A 20,655-nucleotide genomic window follows, 5' to 3' on the forward strand; every position below is an offset into this window, starting at 1 on the left:
GCAGGCCATTTCCGGGCAGGTACGGCGTGCGCCTCAGCGCTCGGCCTGCTCGCGCAGCCAGGTGGCGAGCACCTCGTTGATCCGCAGGCCCAGCTCGATCTGGGCGGCGAACGGCTCGTCGGGGTCCATCCGCTCGCGCAGGTCGAGCAGCGCCGCGGTCTCGGCCTCGACGTGCTCGAGGTCCCGGGTGAACACCTTGCGGCGGTCGGCCGGATCGAGCAGCTGGTTGAGGAACAGCCGCACGGCGCTCTCGTTGCGCTGCGACCGGTCGGGCTCGTCGTCGACGAGCCAGCGGCGCAGCTCGGTCCGGCCGTCGTCGGTGAGCGCGTAGGTCTTGCTGCCGCGGGGCCCGCGGTCGACGACCTCCACCAGTCCGCCCTCCTCCAGGCGGGCCAGCTCGGGGTAGATCTGGCTGTGCCGGGCGTGCCAGGCGGACCGGAGCGAGGCGTCGAACATCCCCGACAGCTCGTAGCCGGTGGAGGGCTTGCGAGCGAGCAGGCCCAGGATCGCGTGGCGCAACGACATGGGCCGAGCGTACCTGGCACTCCATTTTTGACATGTCGAAAATGACATGTCAGTTTTGACATATGAACGCACCCGACCTCAGCCCGCGTCGACGGGCCATGCTCTGGGCGGCGGTGGTGTCCGGGCTCCTGCTCGCGATGCTCGACCAGACCATCGTCGGCACCGCCCTGCCGCGGATCGTGGCCGACCTCGGCGGACCGTCCTGGTACGTGTGGGCCTTCACCTGCTACCTCGTCCCGGCCACCGTCCTGCTGCCGGTGGCCACCCGGCTCTCGGACCGGACGGGGCGCCGCGACATGCTGTTGATAGGCATGGCGCTGTTCCTCGCCGGCTCCGCGGTGTGCGCGGCGGCCGGGTCGATGCCCGTGCTCGTGGCGGGTCGCACCACCCAGGGCGCCGGCGCCGCCGCCCTCGAGGCGCTCAGCTTCCTCGTCGTCAACGAGCTCTCGCGCGACAGCAAGAAGGGCGCGGGACAGGCGGCGATCTCCGCGGTCATGGCGATCAGCTTCGTCGCCGGACCCCTCATCGGCGGCCTGCTCACCGACCACATCGGCTGGCGCTGGGCGTTTCTGGTCAACCTGCCCATCGGCCTGGTCGCGATGGGGCTGCTCGTCCGCGCGCTGCCGGCCTCGTTCGGGCGGACCGAGTCCCGCCGCACCGATGTCGACCTCGCCGGCATCGCCAGCCTCGTCCTCGGCGTCGGGGCCCTGCTGGTCGCCCTCAACCGGCACCAGCAGCTCGGTGACTGGCTGCTGCCGTCGACCGGCGGCGCCCTTGTGCTGGGAGTCCTGGGCATCGCGTTGTTCGTGCGGGTGGAGGCCACGGCGGCTGCGCCGATCGTGCCGCTGCGCCTGCTCACGGACCCCGCGTCCCGACGGCTCCTGGTCGCGGCCGCCTTCGCGACGACCGGCATCTACGCGTGCGTGCTCCTCGTCCCGCGGTGGTACCAGGTCGACGGCGGCATCGACGCGACCGGAGCCGGCATCCGGGTCTACCCGCTCCTGCTCGCCCTCCTGGTGGGAGTCAACGTCGGTGCCGTGCTCGTCGGCAGCGGTGCGCTGCGGGTGCCGCTCGTCGTCGCCAGCGCGGTGACGGGGGCCGGCGCACTGGGCTTCCTCGCCCTGGGTACGTCGAGCTCGGGCGCGCTGCCGCTGGTCGCGATGGCGGTGCTGGGGCTCGGCATGGGGCCACAGCTGTCCGGCCTCCAGATCGCCCTGTCGCGGACCGTCGCTCCGCGCGACCTCGCCGCGGCGATGGGGACGCTGCTGCTGGGCCGGCAGGTCGTCGGCGCCGTCGCGCTGGCGGCGGCCGATGCGCTCTACCGCAGCCGCGCGGCGAGCGACGGAGCTGCCTCGGGGACCGGCTGGGCGATCGCCTGGGTGGCCGGCGCCGGTGCCGTGGTGGCCGGGGTCGCGCTGCTGGGGGTGCGGCGCCGGCTCCCGGCGCCGATGCCGGCACCCGTCCCGGCCTGAGGCGTACGACGACCCGGGGACGCCTCGCGTCCCCGGGTCGTCCGGCGTCGGGTCAGCCGACCACCGGCACGTTCGCCAGCGCCTCGGCGAGCGCCTCGTCCGACAGCGGGTCGTCCTCGAGGCGGCCGCTGAGGAACGTCTCGTAGGCGCCGAGCTCGAGCAGGCCGTGCCCGGAGAGCCCGACCACGATGACCGGCGACGTGCCCGCCTCGGCCGCGGCGAGCGCCTCGCGTCGTACCTGGGCCAGGGCGTGGGACGACTCCGGCGCCGGGACGATGCCCTGGGTGCGGGCGAACTCGACCGCAGCCTCGAAGCACTCGCTCTGGTGCAGCGCGGTCGCGTCGATCAGACCCTCGTGCACGGCGTGCGAGACCAGGGGCGCCATGCCGTGGTAGCGCAGGCCGCCCGCGTGGATCGTCGACGGGACGAAGTCGTGGCCGAGGGTGTGCATCTTCATCAGGGGCGTGAGACCGGCCGTGTCGCCGAAGTCGTAGCGGTACTCGCCCCGGGTCAGGGTCGGGCACGAGCTCGGCTCCACCGCGAGGATCCGCGGGGCCTGGTTGCCGGCGAGCTTCTCGCGCAGGAACGGGAACGCCAGGCCGGCGAAGTTAGAGCCGCCGCCCGCGCAGCCGACGACCAGGTCGGCGCCGGCCTCGCCGGCCTTGGCCAGCTGGAGCAGCGACTCCTCGCCGATCACCGTCTGGTGCAGCAGCACGTGGTTGAGCACCGAGCCCAGCGCGTACTTGGCCTCCGGGTCCTGCGCCGCGACCTCCACCGCCTCGGAGATCGCGATGCCGAGGGAGCCGGGGTGCCCCTCGGGGAACGCCTTGCCCGACTCGGTCATCCGGCTCGGCGAGCGGTGCACCTTGCCACCGAAGACCTCGATCAGCGTGCGGCGCTGCGGCTTGGTGTCGTACGACGCCCCGACCTGCCACACCTCGCACTCGACGCCGAACAGCGCGCTGGCGTAGGACAGCGCGGTGCCCCACTGGCCGGCACCCGTCTCGGTCGTGAGCCGGGTGATCCCGTTGATCTTGTTGTAGTAGACCTGCGGCACCGCGGTGTTGACCTTGTGCGAGCCGGCCGGCGAGACGCCCTCGTACTTGTAGTAGATCCGGGCGCTGGTGCCGAGCCTCTGCTCCCAGCGGCGGGCCCGGTAGAGCGGGCTCGGCCGGTACTGCCGGTAGACCTCGAGCACCGGCTCCGGGATGTCGACGTACCGCTCGGCCGTGACCTCCTGCGCGATCAGCTCCGGCGGGAACAGCGGCGCGAGGTCGTCGGGGCCGACCGGCTCGTGGGTCGCCGGGTGCAGGGGCGGCGGGGGAGGAGTCGGCAGGTCGGCGACGATGTTGTACCAGCGGGTCGGCTGCTCGTCCGGCTCGAGGGTGTACATCACCTGGTCGTCGCTCATGGGGCGTCCTCTCGGTCTGCGGTTGTCGGTCCTGACTCGTCCGGATCGTAGGGCAGGATGGAGCACGTGAGTGCTGACGACGCCCGGGCCGAGCTCCACCGACTCCGGTCGAGCATCGACAACCTCGACGCCGCCCTCGTGCACCTGCTGGCGGAGCGGTTCAAGTGCACCGAGGCGGTCGGCCGCCTCAAGGCGCGCGCCGCGATGCCGCCGGCCGACCCGGCCCGCGAGGCGGTGCAGATCGCGCGGCTGCGGTCGATGGCGGAGAGCTCGGGGCTCGACCCGCACTTCGCTGAGAAGATCCTCAACGTGATCATCGCGGAGGTCATCCGCAACCACGAGCAGTTCGCCGAGGAGAACGAGGACTGACGTCGGTCCGGCGCTTGTAACTAAGTGTTACATCGTGAATTTCGGTGCCACAGCACCCGGGTGGTGGTCATAGCGCCCGGGTGGTTGCGCCGCACGAGGCGACGGTGGGCGGCGAGGCCGCCTGCGTCGCGGGAGTGCCCGTCTGCCCGGGCGTTGTTGCTGCCACCGGGTGCTGTGGCACCCGATTTGTGCACGTAACACTTAGTTACAAGCGGCCTCGCGCGCGCTGAGGTCGGCCAGGAGCAGCCAGGCCATCGCCTACGGAGGGGGCGCGACGTCGTCGGCGCCCGCGACCGTGAGCAGGGGAACCCCCACGGCGGCCAGCCGGTCGCGGACGTCGCGGAGGTCGAAGCCGGCGAGCGCCTCGCACACTCGGGCGTAGCCCTCGGGGTCGAGCGCGGCCAGGTCGTCGGCGGCTGCGGCCCGGCGCGGGTCCGTGCCGGCGGACTGGGGAGGCGTGCCGTCGGCCCTGCGTCAGGGAATGGTGAGCCAGATGCCGGCCGCGGTGGTCAGCGGGGCGACGAACAGCCACCAGGTGAGAACCGGGCGGTGGTGGATCGCGCGTGCGCCGACCACCGCGATCGCCATGAACGCGCCCGCGATGACGTTGAGCCCGACCCGGGCGGCGGTGGCCGACGAGTCGATCTCCAGGGCGGCCACCACCATGCCCGCCGCCATGTGGGCGGCGGTGAAGACGGCCAGGGTGGACATGACGTAGCGCTGGACCTGGGTCAGCGATCGGTCGTTGACCGGCCGGACCGGGTTCGCCGGGTCCATCAGGTGGCGGCGTCGGCGGGGGGCGGTGTCGATGCTCATCGGGCAGCTCCGATTCGATTGGTGGCCTAATAGTTTGTACAACAACTATTGCTACACTAACAACATGAGCACCCGCGTTGATTCCCCCGTCGTCGAGAATCCGCTGGCGCTCGACCAGCAGGTCTGCTTCGCCCTCGCGATCGCCTCACGCAGTGTGGTCGCGCTCTACCGGCCGCTGCTCGAGCCGCTGGGGCTGACCCATCCGCAGTACCTGGTGATGCTGGCCCTGTGGGAGAGCGAGCCGTTGCGCGTCTCCGAGCTCGCCAAGCTCCTCGAGCTCGACCCGGGCACGCTCTCGCCGTTGCTCAAGCGGCTCGAGGCGGCCGGCTACCTGCGGCGCGAGCGCGACCCGCGCGACGAGCGCGCGCTCGCCGTGGTCCTGACCGAGCAAGGCCGCGCGCTGCGCGAGCAGGCCGAGGCGATCCCCCCGGCCATCGTCGAGCGGCTCGGGATGCCGATCGAGGAGCTGCTCGAGCTGCACCGACGTCTCACTGCGGTGATCGCCGCCAGCCGCTGACCAGGTCGCGCAGCACGCTCAGCGCGCCGTGTGGGTGCGGCTCGGTGCGCTCGGCCCGCTGGGCCACGGCGAGCTCGCCCGCACCGGGCCCCGGGTACGACGGCCACGCCGAGCCCGCCGGCCACGAGGGTCACCAGCGTGGAGGTCTCGCCGACCTCGTGCCGGATGTGCCGCCCCGACTGGGCGGAGGCCTGAACCGTCTCACCTGTCCCGCCCGTCACCGGCGGGTTCGTCCGCCCTCCACAGCCCCCGTGCCGTGGCCCGTTCTCCACAGCCTCGCCGGCGAGACGCGTCGCCCTGTCGACCCCTCCCGCCAGCGTCGTGCTTCCACGACGAACGGAGGCGCCCATGACGGGAGATCGGTACGACGCGCGCGGGGCGCGTGAGGTCCTGCAACGGTTGCTGTGGCGGCCGACCGGGAGCCGGCAGGTCCCGAGCGCGGACGCGGAGCGGCTCACGGCCTACTCGGTGGCGATCGTCGACCCGATGGTGGAGCGTGTCCTGCTCCAGGGCGTCGCCGCGGCGTACGGGCTGGGCTGGCAGCCGGCCGAGGTGGTCCATGCGGTGAGCCGCCGGCTCGGGCGTGCCGGCGGGAGGCTGGTCGACCTGGCGGTCGTCGCCGACCACGACCGCCGCTCCGGCGCCGTCGACCCGCGCTGGCAGGGTCAGGTGGATCGGCTCGCCTCCTGCTCGGAGTCGACCCGGCTCGATTGGCTGCGCCAGTGGCGACGTCGCGAGAGCGTCGCGCGGCCCCGGTGCTACGACACCGCGGCCGACGTGTGGCGGGTGCTGGCGCGTGTGCCCCGGATACCGGTCCTCGTCCCTCCGCCGGGGGCCGACCCGTCCGTCGTGGAGGTCGTCTCGCCCAGCGGGTCCACGGCGGCCGACCCGGTCCTCGACCGGATCCGCAAGCTGCTCGCCAAGGCGGAGTCGACGACGTTCGAGGCCGAGGCGGAGGCGTTGACGGCGAAGGCGCAGCAGCTGATGTCGCGCCAGGCGGTCGACCGGGCCCGGCTCGTCGACCCCGCGGCCGACGGCGGCCCGGGGATGGTCCGGATCCTCCTCGAGCCCCCGTACGCAGCGGCCAAGGGCGTGCTCCTCGTGGCGGTGGCGGAGGCCAACCGCTGCCGTGCCGTCGAGCTCGGCGGACTCGACCTCGCGGCGGTCGTGGGGCATGCCGAGGACCTCGCCACCGTGGAGGTCCTCTTCACCTCCCTGCTCGTGCAGGCGGGCAACGCCCTCGCCTCCGCCGCCCACGGCGCCGGCTCCGGCGCCCGGCCCCGGTCCACCGCCTTCCGGCAGTCCTTCCACCTCGGCTTCGCGGCCCGGATCCGCGAGCGACTCGCGGCGGTCGAGGCCGCGGTCCTGGCCGACCCGGGCTCCAGCGCGTCGCTCCCGGTGCTTCGCTCCCGCGCCGTCGCGGTCGAGGAGGAGGTCGACCGGATCTTCGCGGGTCGCCTGCGCGAGCGCCACGTCGGGGGCCGGTACGACGCCTGGGGTGCCGCCGAGGGCCGCTCGGCCGCCGACCGGGCCCGGTTGCGCGCTGGCGAGCTCTCGGCGTGAGGAGGCACGATGGAGCACATGACCACCCCGACCCTCGGTCCGGGCCACACCCGCGAGGACCTCGACCGGATGCCCGACGACGGCAACCGCTACGAGCTGCTCGAGGGTGAGATCGTCATGTCGCCGGCCCCGTCGTTCGATCACCAGCGCTCGTCCGGCAACCTCTACTACGCGCTGCGGCTCGCCTGCCCGACGGGACTGGTCGTGCTGGCGGCACCGTTCGACGTGCAGGTGGAGGAGCTGTCGGTGGTCGAGCCCGACCTTCTCGTCGTCGAGCGCGATCGGCCGGAGCAGCGGGGGCTGACGGGCGCTCCGCTGCTGGTCGTCGAGATCCTCTCGCCGAGCAGCCGCGGCCGCGACCAGGTGCGCAAGAAGCGCATCTACGAGCGCGCCGGTGTGCCGTCGTACTGGATCCTCGACCCGGATGTCCCCAGCATCACCGCGTGGGAGCTGCGGGACGGACGCTACGAGGTGGCAGCGCTGGTCGCGGCGGACGAGGAGTGGGCCGCTTCCGCGCCGTTCGAGGTCACCCTCGTCCCGTCGCGCCTGCTCGACTGAGCACTGCGCTCCGGGGAGTTCCCGGGTTCGCCGTCGGCGAACGCCGGAACACCGCAAACCCGGAATGCATTGGAAGGTGCATGACGAACCCGATCCAGCTTCCGGTGCTGTTCCTCTCCGACGTGGTGGTGCTTCCCGGCATGGTGGTGCGGGTCGAGCTCGACGAGCCCGCCCGAGCCGCCATCGACGCCGCCCAGATCGCCTCCCGCGAGAGCGGTGAGACCGCCCAGGTCCTCCTCGCCCCGCGCTTCGAGGACCGCTACGCGTCGTACGGCGTCGTGGCGAGCGTCGAGAAGGTCGGCCGGTTCTCCGGCGGCGAGCCGGCCGCCGTGCTCAAGGCGGGCGGCCGCGCCCGCATCGGCAGCGGCGTGCCCGGGCCCGGTGCCGCTCTGTGGGTGGAGGTCGAGCCGGTCGACGGCGGCGTCGTGGACGACGACGTCCGCGCGCTCGCCGACGACTACCGCAAGCTCGTCGTCGGCCTGCTGCAGCGCCGCGAGGCCTGGCAGGTCGCCGACCAGGTGACCCGGATCGACGACCCGGCGACGCTGGCCGACACGGCCGGCTACGCGCCGTACCTCTCCGACGACCGCAAGCGCCAGCTCCTCGAGACCCCCGAGGTCGCCGAGCGGCTGCGGCTGCTGATCGAGTGGACCCGCGACTTCGTCGCCGAGTCCGAGGTCAGCGACAAGATCGACGCCGACGTGCGTGAGTCGCTGGAGAAGAACCAGCGCGAGTTCCTGCTGCGCCAGCAGCTCGCCGCGATCCGCAAGGAGCTCGGCGAGGGCGACCCGGACGGTGGCGACGACTACCGGGCGCGGGTCGAGGCGGCCGACGTGCCCGACCAGGTCCGCGAGGCGCTGCTGCGCGAGGTCGACAAGCTCGAGCGCTCCAGCGACCAGAACCCCGAGGCCGGCTGGATCCGCACCTGGCTCGACACCGTGCTCGACCTGCCGTGGAACGTCACGACCGAGGACGACACCGACGTCGTCGCGGCGCGGGCCGTCCTCGACGCCGACCACCACGGCCTGGAGGAGGTCAAGGACCGGATCACCGAGTACCTCGCCGTCCGGGCCCGCCGCGCCGAGCGCGGCCTCGAGGTCGTCGGCGGTCGCGGCTCCGGCGCCGTCGTCCTGCTGGCCGGGCCTCCGGGCGTCGGCAAGACCTCGCTCGGCGAGTCCGTCGCGCGGGCCCTGGGCCGCAAGTTCGTCCGGGTCGCCCTCGGTGGCGTCCGCGACGAGGCCGAGATCCGCGGCCACCGGCGCACCTACGTCGGCGCCCTGCCCGGTCGCGTCGTGCGGGCCGTCAAGGAGGCCGGTTCGATGAACCCGGTCGTGCTGCTCGACGAGGTCGACAAGGTCGGCTCCGACTACCGGGGCGACCCGGCGGCCGCGCTGCTCGAGGTGCTCGACCCTGCGCAGAACCACACCTTCCGCGACCACTACCTCGAGCTCGACCTCGACCTTTCCGACGTGCTGTTCATCGCGACCGCCAACGACGTCGGCTCGATCCCGGCCGCGCTGCTCGACCGGATGGAGCTGGTCTCCATCGACGGCTACACCGAGGAGGACAAGGTCGCGATCGCGCGTGACTTCCTGGTCCCGCGCCAGCTCGAGCGGGCGGCGCTGTCGGACGACGAGGTGAGCATCAGCGACGAGGCGCTGCGCGAGATCGCGGCGAACTACACCCGCGAGGCCGGCGTACGCCAGGTCGAGCGGTTGCTCGCCAAGGCCTTCCGCAAGGCCACCGCCCGGCTCGCGTCGGGCTCGGTGGACCGGGTCGACATCGGCGTCGACTCACTGGTGGAGCTGATCGGCCGGCCGCGGTTCACACCCGACGTCGAGGAGCGCACGTCGGTCCCCGGCGTCGCCACCGGCCTCGCGGTGACCGGCATGGGCGGTGACGTCCTGTACGTCGAGACCTCGGCCGCCGACGGCGAGACGGGCCTGACCGTGACCGGTCAGCTGGGCGACGTGATGAAGGAGTCGGCGCGGATCGCGCTCTCGTGGGTGCGCTCGCACGCCGCCGAGCTCGGCATCCCCGCCGAGGCCTTCGAGCGGTCGATCCACGTGCACTTCCCCGCGGGCGCCGTACCCAAGGACGGGCCGTCCGCCGGCGTCACCATGGTCACCGCGCTGGTCTCGCTGCTGACCGGTCGCCCGGTCCGCTCGGACATCGCGATGACCGGCGAGGTCACGCTGTCCGGCCGGGTGCTGCCCATCGGCGGGGTGAAGCAGAAGCTGCTCGCCGCGCAGCGGGCCGGCGTCGCGGAGGTGTTCATCCCCGAGCGCAACCGGCCCGACCTGGACGACGTCCCGGCGGAGATCCTCGCGGCGCTGAGGGTGACGCCGGTCGGTGCGGTCACCGAGATCCTCGAGCGGGCTCTGGTGGTCGCGGAGGCGGGATCCGCCGCGGCCTGATGTTCTCCGCACCCCATGCGTCTTGGTCCCGGTCCGACCGGTTTCACGACCAAAACGCATGGGGTGCGGTCGTTCAGGCGCCGGTGAGGTCCTCGGCGTCGACGATCCGGTAGGCGTAGCCCTGCTCGGCGAGGAACCGCTGCCGGTTCTGGGCGAACTCGGCGTCGACGGTGTCACGGGCGACGACCGTGTAGAAGCGCGCGACCTTCCGCTCGCCGTCCGGGCCGGGGGAGCCCGGCCGCAGCAGCCGACCCAGGCGCTGCGCCTCCTCCTGGCGCGAGCCGAAGGACCCCGACACCTGGATGGCGACCTCGGCGGTCGGCAGGTCGATCGAGAAGTTCGCGACCTTCGAGACCACGAGCAGCCCGATCTCGCCCGAGCGGAAGCCGTCGAAGAGCCGCTGCCGCTCCTTCACGGTGGTCTGCCCGGTGATCACCGGCGCGTCCAGTGCCGTGGCGAGCTCGTCGAGCTGCTCGAGGTACTGGCCGATCACCAGGGTCGGCTGCCCGGCGTGCCGGGCCACGAGGTCGCGGACGACGCCCAGCTTCTCCGGGGTGCAGGCGGCCAGCCGGTAGCGCTCCTCGGGGTCCGCCGTCGCGTACGACATCCGGGAGGCGTCCGGCAGTGAGACCCGGACCTCGATGCAGTCGGCGGGCGCGATCCAGCCCTGCGCCTCGATGTCCTTCCACGGCGCGTCGTACCGCTTCGGCCCGATCAGCGAGAACACGTCGCCCTCGCGGCCGTCCTCACGCACCAGCGTCGCGGTGAGGCCGATCCGGCGCCGTGCCTGCAGGTCCGCGGTCATCCGGAAGATCGGCGCCGGCAGCAGGTGCACCTCGTCGTAGACGATCAGGCCCCAGTCGCGAGCGTCGAACAGCTCGAGGTGCGGGTAGACGCCCTTCCGCTTGGTCGTGATGACCTGGTAGGTCGCGATGGTCACCGGACGGATCTCCTTGACCGTGCCGGAGTACTCGCCGATCTCGTCCTCCGTCAGCGAGGTACGACGGACCAGCTCGTCCTTCCACTGCCGGGCACTCACGGTGTTGGTGACCAGGATCAGCGTGGTGGCCTGGGCATGGGCCATCGCGGCCGCGCCGACCAGCGTCTTGCCGGCGCCGCAGGGCAGGACGACGACCCCGGACCCGCCGTGCCAGAAGGACTCGGCCGCGTCGCGCTGGTAGTCGCGCAGCGTCCAGCCGTCCTCGGCCAGCGCGATGGGGTGGGCCTCGCCGTCGACGTACCCGGCATAGTCCTCGGCCGGCCAGCCCAGCTTGAGCAGGGCCTGCTTGAGGTTGCCGCGCTCGGAGGGATGGACCGCGACGGTGTCGTCGTCGATCCGGGCGCCGAGCATGCCGGCGATCTTCTTGGCGCGCAGCACCTCCTCCAGCACCGGCCGGTCGCTGGAGGCCAGCACCAGCCCGTGCACCGGGTGCTTCTCCAGGCGCAGCCGGCCGTAGCGGGCCATCGTCTCGGCCACGTCGACCAGCAGGGCGTGGGGGACCGGGTAGCGCGACCAGGTCAGCAGCGTGTCGACGACCTGCTCCGCGTCGTGGCCGGCGACCCGCGCGTTCCACAGCCCCAGCGGGGTCAGCCGGTAGGTGTGGATGTGCTCGGGGGAGCGCTCCAGCTCGGCGAACGGGGCGATCGCCTTGCGGCACTCGGCCGCCTGTGGGTGGTCGACCTCCAGCAGCAGCGACTTGTCCGACTGCACGATCAGGGGTCCGTCTGTCACCGCACGAGTTTACGAGACGGGAACCACCCGGCTGATCCGGTGCACGGCATAGCGCCGCTCCGCGTCCGGGTCGTCCTGCTCCGCGTCGACGTCGAACGCGGTGAGCTGGCCACCCTCGACGACGAGCGGGCGCACCGTCCGCTCGGACACCACGCCCTGGTTGTCGGTGAACCCGATGAGGACGGCGCCGCCGCGCTCGATCGCCTCCCGCAGCGCCGACAGCACGCCCCCGCCGGCGGTGGACGCCGAGGCGGGCCGCGACCGCGCGGCCTCGTCGCCCTCACGCAGCGTCGCGACGGCCGAGACCACCTGGGCGGCCTGCCGCGCGGCCGCGCGGGCGGCGTCGGCGACCTCGCGGGTGCGGGGGGTGCGGGCGCGCAGCGCGTCGGGGGCGCCGACCCGGACCACGCCGTCGGGGCCCTCGACCACGGGCGCCAGGCCGAGCTCGCGCAGCCGGAGCAGGAGCACGTCGATCGGCAGCGAGGAGACCACCACGGTCGGGGCGATCCGCTGCAGCCCGAGCCCGGAGGCCTTCGGGTGGTTGACCAGCGCGGCCAGCGCGGCCTCGTCCTCCGAGCGCACGAACGACGACGCCAGCCCGACCCGCAGCCGGCCGAACGAGCGGACCACGTCGTCGATCAGGTAGCTCAGCGGCTGAGGCACCGGCGTGCGGGAGGCGGCGAGCACGAACGCGTGCAGCTCGGCCGCGGTCCAGCCGGCATCCAGCGCGCGTCGTACGGAGGCGGGGGTGAAGCGGTAGACCGTCGCGGCGCCGTGCGAGTCGACGTCGGCGACCTGCTGCAGCCGCCGGGCCAGGTCCGGCTCGAGCGGCCCGGGGGCCACCGCTGTCAGGTCGGCCTGGATCAGCACGTGGTCGACCGGCGGCGGCAGCAGCTCGGCCAGCACCGGCGCCGGGTCCTCGCCGGCCAGCAGCACCCGGGCGTACGGCGCCAGCACGTCGGCGCCGGTCAGGCCGAGGACCGCCGCCTCGGCGACCGCCCACGCCACCAGGTCCGGCCGGGTGCGCGGGCGGCGCGGCCGCTCCCACGCGACCCTGGCGACCAGCGACGGCAGCCCGGTGCCGGCCGCGAGACCGTGCCCCTCCGGCAGGTCGGCGAGCACGGCGAGCGTCATCGCCTTCGCCTCCGGCATCCCGGCGGCCGACAGCTCGGGGGTCAGCGCGTTCCACGGCTTCTGGTCCGGGCCGCGCTCGCCGACCAGCGACGGCAGCCGCGGGCTCGACAACCAGGCCCGGGCCAGCACCGTCCACCGCTCGGCGACGGACAGCTCGGCCCACTCGTCGAACGCCGACGTCGGCACCCACACCGGGTTCCCGTCCGCGTCGGCGCGGGTGCCGGCCAGCCCGGCCTCGTGCGCGAGCTCGACGATCAGCGCCGCCTCCGCCTCGGGCACCTGCAGCTGGGTCGCGGCCGCCTTCAGCTCACGGACCCCGAGCCCGGCGGTGCGCAGCGCGGCCGCCGGCCGGGTGCCCCACCACTCGAGGAGCAGCCCGACGCGTCGTACGACGTCCGTGGCGGCGCCGAGCGCGGCACTGGCCGCCAGCCGGGGCGAGCGCTCCTCCGCAGCGACGGTGGGCGCGACGTCGACCGGCTCGGCGGTCGTCCGGCCGCCGCGGACCACGAGGCCGACCTCGCCCGGCACGACCAGAAGGCCTGGCATCAGGGAGCCGCCGGGCACCAGCAGCCGGTGCGCCACGAGCAGCTCGGCCGGCGTCTCCGTGTCCTCCGGACGCAGCCCGACCCGGACCGACCCGGTCTTCGCCGTACCGCCCTCGGCGATGACGTGCTCGAGCAGCGCCCGGGCGCCGGACGGCAGCGCCGCCAGGACCTCGGCGATCTCCGCGGCCGGGCGCGGGGCGGCCGAGCGCGGCCGCAGCCCGCTCACCCCGGCGTCCGGCCCGCCGACCATCGCGTCGCCCACCCCGCTCAGCGCGCGCAGGCCCTCGGGGGAGTCCCAGGCGATGGCCAGGTCCCGCAACCGGGCCAGCGTCGCGGCGACGTACCCGGGCTCGGCGCGGACGATCGCGGCGACTTCCGGATCGGTGGTTTGACCGGCGACGACGAGGGCATCCAGTACCGAGAGCTCGCCTCGGGTGAGGCCGTCGAGCGCGCGTGCGATCGAGTTCCTCACCGCAGCGCGGGACGCGAGTTGTCCGAAGTCGTGAGGGGCAGGGGTGGCCAGGTCGGGACGAGCGGTGAGCAGGCGCTGGAGCCGATCGTCGGGCCACGACCTCAGCTGGTCGGCCAACGACCGGTGTCCGCTCGGTCCCGCTCCCACGGTGCACACGCTAGGGCATGCCTGCACGAGCAGACCTGCCCGAGGACGTCGATGAACCGGGTCGAGCTGCACCACGGTGCGGCCACCGACGTCGGCCGCGTCCGGCAGGTCAACGAGGACGCCTTCCTCGCCGATCCGCCGGTCTTCGCGGTCGCCGACGGCATGGGTGGGCACGACAGCGGCGACGTCGCCAGCAGGTACGCCGTCGAGGAGCTGGCCCGCCTCGCCCCCGGCGGCTACGACCTCGACGAGGGGACGACGGCCGTGGCCGCGGCCCTCGAGGCCGCGCAGGACCGGCTGCTCGCCTACGACGAGGAGCAGCGCGCGGCCGGGGCCGGCGCCGGTTTCGCGGCCGGGACCACCGTCGTCGTCGCGCTGCTCGTGCAGTCCGCCGACCGCCCGCACTGGCTGCTCGCCAACGTCGGGGACTCGCGCATCTACCGGTGGAACGAGGACGAGCTGGAGCAGGTCAGCGTCGACCACAGCCTGGTCCAGGAGCTCGTCGACGCCGGCCGGATCACCCCGGACGACGCGCTCGGCCACCCCCACCGCAACGTCGTCACCCGTGCGCTCGGCGGCCCGGCGATGCCGGGCCCGGTCAGTGGCGCGGCCGACTACTACCTCCTACCGCTCGCCGCTGCCGAGCGGCTCCTGCTGTGCTCCGACGGGGTCAGTGGCATGGTGGACGACGTGACCATCGCCTCGATCCTGGCCGGGTACGACGACCCGCGCGATGCCGCCGACGCGCTGGTCGCGGCCGCGGTCACCGCGGGCGGGCACGACAACGCGACGGCCGTCGTGGTCGATGTGGTGGGATTGGCGAATGTCGAACCGTATGACTCGCACGCGCAGCGGCTGAGTCTGGAGCAGAAGTTGGGGGCCCTCCCATGAGCGATGCCGGCACAGCCTGGTCGTACCGCAACGGTGCGTGGTTCGCGGTCTTCGGACCGGAGGCCGCCGTCGTGCTGCCGGAGTCGCAGAAGGACCAGGTCGTCGGTCTGTGGGCGCTGGTCGACGGCGGGGCGGGCTTCGACGACGTCCTCGACGGGCTGCTCGCCTCCGGCCTGAGCCGGATCCCCGGCTTCGTGCTGGTCAGCAACGACGCCGGTCCCACCCGCTTCCTGCTGCGCGGCGCCGGCGTGGTCGCCACCGTCACGGCGGCCGGCGAGACGGTGACCGTCGACGGCGGCGCCAGCCACACCTGGGTCGAGCGCAGCCTCGACGACGTCACCGCCCTCAGCATCGACCTGCCCACGGGCGAGGACGACCCCGCTCCCGCTGACACCGACTTTCCGATCCTCACCGGTCTGGTCCGGGTCGGCCGGATCGACCGCCCTGCGGCGGCGTCCGCCCCCGAGGCCGCGCCCGCGCCGGTCGTCGGCGGCGCGCACCTCGCGGTGGAGGAGCCGGCCGCCGTCGAGCCCGACAGTGCCGAGCCCGACAGTGCCGAGCCCGTCAGTGCCGAGCCCGTCAGTGCCGAGCCCGAGGTCCCGGACGTGCCCGATGTCCCGACCGGGCCGGAGGTCCCGGCGGTGCCGGTGTCCGAGCTGCCCGACGTACCGGCGGCTCCCGACCTGCCCGAGGTCCCCGCGGAGCCGGCCGTCCTCGACGAGCCCAGCCCCCTCGACGAGGGTGGCGCGGCGGCCACCGAGGCGGCCTACCTCGACGACGGCCCGGCCACCGAGGTGATGGACAGCGTCGACGAGCCGCTCGCCGACCCGCTGGGCGATGCCCCGCAGGAGCCCGCGCCCGACGGCTGGGTGACTCCTTGGGACACCCCGGCGCCGCCGCCGGGCAGCCCGACCGAGGTCGCGCCCCCGGGCTGGGTGCCGCCCCCGCCGCCGGGCGTCCCCGCCCCCGACGCACCGCCGCTGCCGGTCGGCTCCTGGGAGCCGGTGGGCGGCGTCCCCGCACCGTCCGGACCCGGTGTCGAGCACGACGGCTTCACGGTCGCCGGCCCGGGAGAGCCGCCGGCGCCGCTGGTGCCGCCCGTGCCCGGCACGCCGGCCGCGCCGCCGGTGACCCAGCCGGTCGCCAAGCTGCTGGTCTCCGACGGGCAGTCGATCATCGTCGACCGTGCCGTCCTCATCGGCCGGGCGCCGGAGGCGCGGCGCTTCGCCTCGACCGAGCAGCCGATGCTGGTCACGGTGCCGAGCCGGCTCCACGAGATCTCCTCCACCCACGTCGAGGTCCGGCCCGGCGCCGGGGCCGATCTCGGTACCGCCGTTGTGACCGACATGGGCTCGACCAACGGCACCGTCCTGGTACAGCCGGGGCTGGGGCCGGAGGACCTCAAGCCCGGTATCGCCGTCCAGCTGATCCCCGGCGCGACCATCAACCTCGGTGACGGGATCACCATCCAGGTCACCCGGCCCTGACCGCCTGCCGCTACTCGGAGCGCACTGCATGTCGCACGTCCCCACCCCGCCATCCCTCGCCGCCGGTGACCTCCGTCCGGCGGAGATGGAGCGACGGTTCACCGCCTTCGTCATCGACCGCGCGGTGGGCTGGGGCATCGCCGCGGCGATCGCGCTCGGGGTGTGGCGGCTCGTCGATCCCGACAGCGGCGCGGTCCTCGTCCTCACGTTCCTGAGCGTCGCTGTGCTGACCGGTCTGGTCCTCGCGGTCGTCGCCGGGACGACCGGCCTGAGTCCCGGCAAGGCGGCGACCGGCCTCCGCGTCGTGCGGCGTACGACGGGCCGCCCGATCGGTGTCGGAGCCGCCCTGCTGCGCGCCGTCGTGCTCGGCATCGCCGGCCTGCCCACCGCCGGCCTCGGCCTGGCGACCTTCGCCTGGACCGCAGCGATGGACCCCTCGCGCGAGCGTCGTGGGCTGCACGACCGGATCGGTGACGCCATGGTCGTCGATACCCGGCCGTTGGTGGTCGACGCGGTGCCCGAGCCCGAGCGGCCCCAGCAGATCGTGAACCTGACCGCGATGCGGCTGCTGCCCTCGCCGGTCGAGGAGCACCCGGCGGCGCGGCCGGACCCGACCCCGACCCCGACCCCGGTCGCGGCCCCGGCGTCCGCGCCAGTCCCCGCCCCGCATGCCCGTCCCACCCCGCCGGCACCCCCGACACCGGCACCACCGGCGCCACCGGCGCCACCGGCGCCACCGCCGGTCGCACCGCCTGCCGCCCCGCGGGTCCCCGTCGAGCAGACCCGGGTCCGCCCCGAGCCGGGCGCCGGCCCGGCCGCAGGATCGCCGAGCCCGGCGGCGGTCCGGTGGCGGGTCGCGTTCGACACCGGCGAGGCGTTCGTGGTCGAGGGCCTCGCCCTCGTCGGCCGCCGCCCGGAGCCGCGGCCGGGGGAGCAGGCCCGTCACGTCGTTCCGCTGCGCTCCTCCGACATGTCGCTGTCGAAGACCCATGCCCAGTTCCAGGTCGCCCCTGACGGCGCGCTCGTGGTGATGGACCGCGGGTCCACCAACGGCTCCTACGTCATCCGCAAGGGCATGTCGCGCTCGCTCTCGCCGGGGCGGCCGAGCACGCTGCTGGCCGGCGACGAGGTGCGCTTCGGCGACCGCACGATGCGGGTCGAGCGCGAGAGCTGACCGCGACGGCCTGCGGGCGAGGTCAGGCCGCAGCCCACTCGCGGCGCAGCAGCCCGTAGACCGCGGTATCGCTCCAGGACCCGTCGCGTTCGGCGTAGTCCTCACGGGTGTGCGCCTCGCGCGTCATGCCGATCCGCTCGCACAGCCGCGCCGAGGCGACGTTGCGCGGGTCCAGCCGTGCCATCAGCCGGTGCAGCGGGTAGTGCGTGAACGCCAGGTCGACCAACGCGCGGGCCGCCTCGGTGGCGAACCCGCGGCCGGCGTGCTCCGGGGCGAACACCCAGCCCAGCTCGCCGATCGCCGGCGGGTCGGTCTCACCGTGACGGTCGGTGAAGCGCAGCATCAGGTCGCCGACGAGCACGTCGTCGTGGGTGACCGCGAGCGCGAGGAACTCGCCCGGCACCGACGGCGCCGTCGCCGCGACCAGCCGCTGCATCCGGCCGGCCAGGCCCTCGGCGTCCAAGGCCGGGAAGGGGAGGTAGCGGGTGACCTCGGGATCGGCGCAGTAGGCGCCGATGGCTGTGCTGTCGGACGCGACGACGGTGCGCAGGACCAGGCGCTCGGTCGTGAGGGGGAGGGGCGGCGCCGGGAGCACGGGGGCCGTCAATTCGGTTGCCACGTCAGTGAGAATAGGTGGCGGCACTCACACTACGATGTGCCGCGCGTGCGCCCGACCGGGCGTAGGCCTGCGATGAGAGAGGTTGGGCGGACCCGTGCCGACTGGCAAGGTGAAGTGGTACGACGCGGAGAAGGGCTTCGGCTTCCTCTCCCAGCAGGGCGGTGAGGACGTCTACGTCCGCGCTGACGCACTGCCTGACGGCGTGACCACCCTCAAGGCAGGCACCCGCGTCGAGTTCGGCATCGCCCAGGGGCGCCGGGGCGAGCAGGCCCTCCAGGTCCGCATCCTCGACGCGCCCGTCTCGGTCTCGCGCAACCAGCAGCAGGCCAAGCGCAAGAGGCCCGAGGAGATGGTCCCGATCGTCGAGGACCTGATCCGCCTGCTCGACGGCGTCGGCGAGGCGTACCGCCACGGCCGGCACCCCGACCGGCGTACGGCGCAGCCCGTGGCCAAGCTGCTGCGCGCGCTGGCCGACGAGCTGGAGTCCTGAGCCCGCAGCCTCAGGCAGGCGCCTGCTTCGGCGCGCTGCGGTGCGGCGCGCTGCGCAGCACGAACACGGCCCAGGCCGTCAGCAGGACGGCGGCGACGGCGAGCCCGATCCCGTTGACGGCGGGGTAGGACATCACGACGCCCAGGAAGCCGCCGAAGACCCACGCCAGCTGGAGCGTGGTGTCGCCCTTGGCGAACGCGCTGGCGTGCGCCCGGACGGGGACCCCGCTCTGGACGGTCGAGTCGAGGGACACCTTGGCGAGGTACTGCATGAGGCCGACCGTCAGCCCCAGTGCCACCAGCGGGAGCAGGCCGTAGAAGACGGTGGCCAGCACCAGTACGACGATGTCGGCGACCAGGGCGACCACGACCGTCACGGCCGGGTTGATCTTCCGGGCGAGCGAGGCGACCACGATCCCGATCGTGTTGCCGAGCCCGGCAGCGCCGATGACGAGGCCGACCAGCAGGGTGGAGCGGGTCTTGCTCTCCCAGCCGTCGAGCGGCTCGGTGACCAGCACGAACGTCATGAACATGGTGAGGAAGCCCGACAGCAGCCGCGGCCCGCAGTTGGCGCGCAGCGCGAACGCCACCTTCGGCGGCAACCCGGTGGGGCGGCGTGCGCCGGCGGCGTCGCGCGGCCCGTCGATCGACTCCTCGCCCGCCGAGGAGTCCACCCGGCTCGGGAGCAGGATCGCGGCGACGGTGCCGACGGTGAACACCACGAAGGCGTAGCGGCAGGCCCACTCCGGGCCGATCCAGTACGCCGCCGCGGCGAGCGGACCCGAGACGCAGGCGCCGACCACGCCGGCCAGAGCGACCCGGCCGTTGGCCTTGACCAGGGTGATCTCGCTGGGGAGCAGGCGCGGCACGGCGGCCGCCTTCGCGACGCCGTACGCCTTGGAGGAGACCAGGACGCCCAGGGCGGAGACGTAGAACCACGGCGAGCCGTCGTTCAGGGTCCCGGCCAGCACCCAGCACAGGAAGGCGCGCAACGCGAAGGTCGCCCCGATCGCCCAGCGCCGGCCGTGGCTGAACCGGTCGAGGAAGGGCCCGATCAGCGGGGCCACGATCGCGAACGGGACCATGGTCAGGCCGAGGAACAACAGCACCGGACCGCGCTCGCCGCTGGTCGCGCCGGCGAAGAAGACGGTGCCGGCGAGGGCGATGGCGAACGCGGAGTCGCCCGCCGCGTTCGCGGCGTGCAGCTCGATCAGCCGGTTCAGCCCGGACCGCTCGGCGCCCTGCGCCGCCGCGGCCTTGCGAGCCTGGCGGAAGGTGGCCCGGCTGGCCCGGCCGGTCGCCGTCGCGACCCCCTTGAGCCCGCGGGCCGTCGCCTTGGCCCCCGTGCCGATGCTGGAGCCGACGGCGCGCGTCGACCCGGTCTCGGTGAGCTCGGGGCCGGAGCCGAGATCGCTGCCCGGCGGGCTGGCCGGGGGGCTCGGGTCGGGGCCGTGGGTGCTCACCCTCCTATCTTGCCTGCCCCGACGTGACGACCGGGCCTGGCATGGGGGATGCTGTGCCGGTGTCCACCCTGGAGCGCAAGCTGACTGACGCCGCCACCGCCGATGCCGTCGACGCGGCACGCGCTGCGCTGCTCGAGGAGGTCGACGCCAGCGACGTGGGCGAGCACTCCGGTCACCAGGTCGACGGACTCCGGGTCGTCACCCACCTGTTCGAGTGCACGCGCAAGGGCTACCGCGGCTGGCAGTGGGCGGTCACGCTCACCCGTGCCTCCCGCCAGCGCAAGGTCACCGTCGTCGAGGTGGTGCTGCTGCCCGGGCCGGACGCGATCGTCGCCCCCGCCTGGGTGCCCTACCGCGACCGCCTCCGCCCCGGCGACATGTCGGCCGGCGACCTGCTGCCCGTCGACGACGACGACCCGCGCCTCGTGCCGACGTACTCCTTCGGCGACGACCCGCTCGACACCGACGAGCGCGCCCAGATCCGCCAGGTCGCCAAGGACCTCGGCCTGGGCCGGGTCCGCGTCCTGTCGCCGGAGGGCCGCGACGCCGCCGCGGAGCGCTGGTACGACGGCGACGCCGGCCCGGACGCGCCGATCGCCAAGTCCGCGCCCCACCACTGCTACTCCTGCGGCTTCCTGGTCCGGCTCAACGGCCCGCTGTCGGAGCTGTTCGGTGTCTGCGCCAACGGCGACGCCAACGACGACGGTCGCGTCGTCGCCCTCCAGCACGGTTGCGGCGGCCACTCCGAGGTCCGCCTCAGCAAGCGTCAGCAGCCCCAGCCCCCGGCCCCGCCGGTCGTCGACACGATCTCGCTGGACGACCTCGAGACCTTCTGAGTCGGCGCGCGCTCTTGT

18 protein-coding genes are annotated in these 20,655 nt (G+C 73.9%); 11 read left to right on the forward strand and 7 right to left on the reverse strand.

Annotated elements, in window-relative coordinates:
* Window positions 1-33: 33 nt before the first annotated feature.
* Window positions 34-525 (reverse strand): PadR family transcriptional regulator, encoded by a 492-nt coding sequence (locus KU893_RS09210; RefSeq protein WP_218234036.1) that lies wholly within the window; start codon window positions 523-525, stop codon window positions 34-36.
* A 62-nt stretch (window positions 526-587) separates the two neighbouring features.
* Between KU893_RS09210 and KU893_RS09215 the strand changes: the two genes are divergently transcribed.
* Window positions 588-1,997, forward strand: a complete 1,410-nt coding sequence (locus tag KU893_RS09215; RefSeq protein WP_218234037.1) for an MFS transporter — start codon at window positions 588-590, stop codon at window positions 1,995-1,997.
* A gap of 52 nt (window positions 1,998-2,049) precedes the next feature.
* On the opposite strand, the gene KU893_RS09220 is transcribed toward KU893_RS09215, so the two are convergent.
* A complete protein-coding gene (locus tag KU893_RS09220) occupies window positions 2,050-3,408 on the reverse strand; it encodes a TrpB-like pyridoxal phosphate-dependent enzyme (RefSeq protein WP_218234038.1) in 1,359 nt (452 codons plus the stop codon).
* A gap of 66 nt (window positions 3,409-3,474) precedes the next feature.
* Here KU893_RS09220 and KU893_RS09225 point away from each other — a divergent pair, with 66 nt between their 5' ends.
* Entirely contained in the window at window positions 3,475-3,777 is a 303-nt protein-coding gene (locus tag KU893_RS09225) for a chorismate mutase (RefSeq protein ID WP_203045803.1), read from the forward strand.
* Between the two features lie 474 nt (window positions 3,778-4,251).
* Here KU893_RS09225 and KU893_RS09230 read toward each other — a convergent pair whose 3' ends face one another.
* Window positions 4,252-4,593 (reverse strand): hypothetical protein, encoded by a 342-nt coding sequence (locus KU893_RS09230; RefSeq protein WP_218234040.1) that lies wholly within the window; start codon window positions 4,591-4,593, stop codon window positions 4,252-4,254.
* A 64-nt stretch (window positions 4,594-4,657) separates the two neighbouring features.
* Between KU893_RS09230 and KU893_RS09235 the strand changes: the two genes are divergently transcribed.
* The 4 genes from KU893_RS09235 to lon all read left to right on the forward strand — a co-directional run bounded on the left by KU893_RS09235 (window position 4,658) and on the right by lon (window position 9,648).
* On the forward strand, window positions 4,658-5,110 hold the full coding sequence (locus KU893_RS09235; RefSeq protein ID WP_218234041.1) for a MarR family winged helix-turn-helix transcriptional regulator: 453 nt from the start codon (window positions 4,658-4,660) through the stop codon (window positions 5,108-5,110).
* A 348-nt stretch (window positions 5,111-5,458) separates the two neighbouring features.
* Window positions 5,459-6,673 (forward strand): DUF2786 domain-containing protein, encoded by a 1,215-nt coding sequence (locus KU893_RS09240; protein ID WP_218234042.1) that lies wholly within the window; start codon window positions 5,459-5,461, stop codon window positions 6,671-6,673.
* An 18-nt stretch (window positions 6,674-6,691) separates the two neighbouring features.
* Window positions 6,692-7,231 (forward strand): Uma2 family endonuclease, encoded by a 540-nt coding sequence (locus KU893_RS09245; RefSeq protein ID WP_218234043.1) that lies wholly within the window; start codon window positions 6,692-6,694, stop codon window positions 7,229-7,231.
* Between the two features lie 80 nt (window positions 7,232-7,311).
* On the forward strand, window positions 7,312-9,648 hold the full coding sequence (lon, locus tag KU893_RS09250) for an endopeptidase La (protein ID WP_218234044.1): 2,337 nt from the start codon (window positions 7,312-7,314) through the stop codon (window positions 9,646-9,648).
* Between the two features lie 73 nt (window positions 9,649-9,721).
* Here the strand turns inward: lon and KU893_RS09255 are convergent, their stop codons facing one another.
* Both KU893_RS09255 and KU893_RS09260 read right to left on the reverse strand, forming a co-directional pair.
* The gene (locus tag KU893_RS09255) at window positions 9,722-11,380 is read right to left on the reverse strand and encodes a DNA repair helicase XPB (RefSeq protein ID WP_218234045.1); all 1,659 of its coding nucleotides are present in this window, start codon (window positions 11,378-11,380) and stop codon (window positions 9,722-9,724) included.
* A 9-nt stretch (window positions 11,381-11,389) separates the two neighbouring features.
* Window positions 11,390-13,678, reverse strand: coding sequence for a helicase-associated domain-containing protein (locus tag KU893_RS09260; RefSeq protein WP_218234046.1), 2,289 nt, complete (start codon window positions 13,676-13,678; stop codon window positions 11,390-11,392).
* A gap of 51 nt (window positions 13,679-13,729) precedes the next feature.
* On the opposite strand from KU893_RS09260, the gene KU893_RS09265 reads away from it, so the two are divergent.
* Genes KU893_RS09265 through KU893_RS23200 form a run of 3 tightly spaced genes read left to right on the forward strand, consistent with a single transcriptional unit; the run spans window position 13,730 to window position 17,230 of the window.
* A complete protein-coding gene (locus KU893_RS09265) occupies window positions 13,730-14,569 on the forward strand; it encodes a PP2C family protein-serine/threonine phosphatase (protein ID WP_218234047.1) in 840 nt (279 codons plus the stop codon).
* Window positions 14,566-16,056 (forward strand): FHA domain-containing protein, encoded by a 1,491-nt coding sequence (locus KU893_RS09270; RefSeq protein WP_218234048.1) that lies wholly within the window; start codon window positions 14,566-14,568, stop codon window positions 16,054-16,056. The genes KU893_RS09265 and KU893_RS09270 overlap by 4 nt, the downstream gene beginning before the upstream one ends.
* A 28-nt stretch (window positions 16,057-16,084) precedes the next feature.
* The gene (locus KU893_RS23200) at window positions 16,085-17,230 is read left to right on the forward strand and encodes an RDD family protein (RefSeq protein WP_218234049.1); all 1,146 of its coding nucleotides are present in this window, start codon (window positions 16,085-16,087) and stop codon (window positions 17,228-17,230) included.
* 22 nt (window positions 17,231-17,252) lie between these two features.
* Here KU893_RS23200 and KU893_RS09280 read toward each other — a convergent pair whose 3' ends face one another.
* Window positions 17,253-17,849, reverse strand: coding sequence for a GNAT family N-acetyltransferase (locus KU893_RS09280; protein WP_218234050.1), 597 nt, complete (start codon window positions 17,847-17,849; stop codon window positions 17,253-17,255).
* 94 nt (window positions 17,850-17,943) lie between these two features.
* Between KU893_RS09280 and KU893_RS09285 the strand changes: the two genes are divergently transcribed.
* Complete coding sequence (locus tag KU893_RS09285) at window positions 17,944-18,339, forward strand: cold-shock protein (RefSeq protein WP_218234051.1); 396 nt, start codon at window positions 17,944-17,946, stop codon at window positions 18,337-18,339.
* Between the two features lie 10 nt (window positions 18,340-18,349).
* On the opposite strand, the gene KU893_RS09290 is transcribed toward KU893_RS09285, so the two are convergent.
* Window positions 18,350-19,801 (reverse strand): MFS transporter, encoded by a 1,452-nt coding sequence (locus KU893_RS09290; protein WP_218234052.1) that lies wholly within the window; start codon window positions 19,799-19,801, stop codon window positions 18,350-18,352.
* 59 nt (window positions 19,802-19,860) lie between these two features.
* Between KU893_RS09290 and KU893_RS09295 the strand changes: the two genes are divergently transcribed.
* Entirely contained in the window at window positions 19,861-20,637 is a 777-nt protein-coding gene (locus KU893_RS09295; RefSeq protein ID WP_257440695.1) for a DUF3027 domain-containing protein, read from the forward strand.
* The last annotated feature ends 18 nt before the right edge of the window (window positions 20,638-20,655 follow it).

Origin of the sequence: Nocardioides daeguensis, assembly GCF_019192965.1 — a bacterium.
Taxonomy (GTDB): domain Bacteria; phylum Actinomycetota; class Actinomycetes; order Propionibacteriales; family Nocardioidaceae; genus Nocardioides; species Nocardioides daeguensis.

Excerpts from the sequence above, each read along its gene's own strand:
- KU893_RS09230 (WP_218234040.1), bottom strand. The coding sequence starts at position 4,593 with ATGAGCATCGACACCGCCCCCCGCCGACGCCGCCACCTGATGGACCCG.
- lon (WP_218234044.1), top strand. The coding sequence starts at position 7,312 with ATGACGAACCCGATCCAGCTTCCGGTGCTGTTCCTCTCCGACGTGGTG.
- KU893_RS09245 (WP_218234043.1), top strand. The coding sequence starts at position 6,692 with ATGACCACCCCGACCCTCGGTCCGGGCCACACCCGCGAGGACCTCGAC.
- KU893_RS09215 (WP_218234037.1), top strand. The coding sequence starts at position 588 with ATGAACGCACCCGACCTCAGCCCGCGTCGACGGGCCATGCTCTGGGCG.
- KU893_RS23200 (WP_218234049.1), top strand. The coding sequence starts at position 16,085 with ATGTCGCACGTCCCCACCCCGCCATCCCTCGCCGCCGGTGACCTCCGT.
- KU893_RS09270 (WP_218234048.1), top strand. The coding sequence starts at position 14,566 with ATGAGCGATGCCGGCACAGCCTGGTCGTACCGCAACGGTGCGTGGTTC.
- KU893_RS09210 (WP_218234036.1), bottom strand. The coding sequence starts at position 525 with ATGTCGTTGCGCCACGCGATCCTGGGCCTGCTCGCTCGCAAGCCCTCC.
- KU893_RS09235 (WP_218234041.1), top strand. The coding sequence starts at position 4,658 with ATGAGCACCCGCGTTGATTCCCCCGTCGTCGAGAATCCGCTGGCGCTC.
- KU893_RS09265 (WP_218234047.1), top strand. The coding sequence starts at position 13,730 with ATGAACCGGGTCGAGCTGCACCACGGTGCGGCCACCGACGTCGGCCGC.
- KU893_RS09220 (WP_218234038.1), bottom strand. The coding sequence starts at position 3,408 with ATGAGCGACGACCAGGTGATGTACACCCTCGAGCCGGACGAGCAGCCG.
- KU893_RS09240 (WP_218234042.1), top strand. The coding sequence starts at position 5,459 with ATGACGGGAGATCGGTACGACGCGCGCGGGGCGCGTGAGGTCCTGCAA.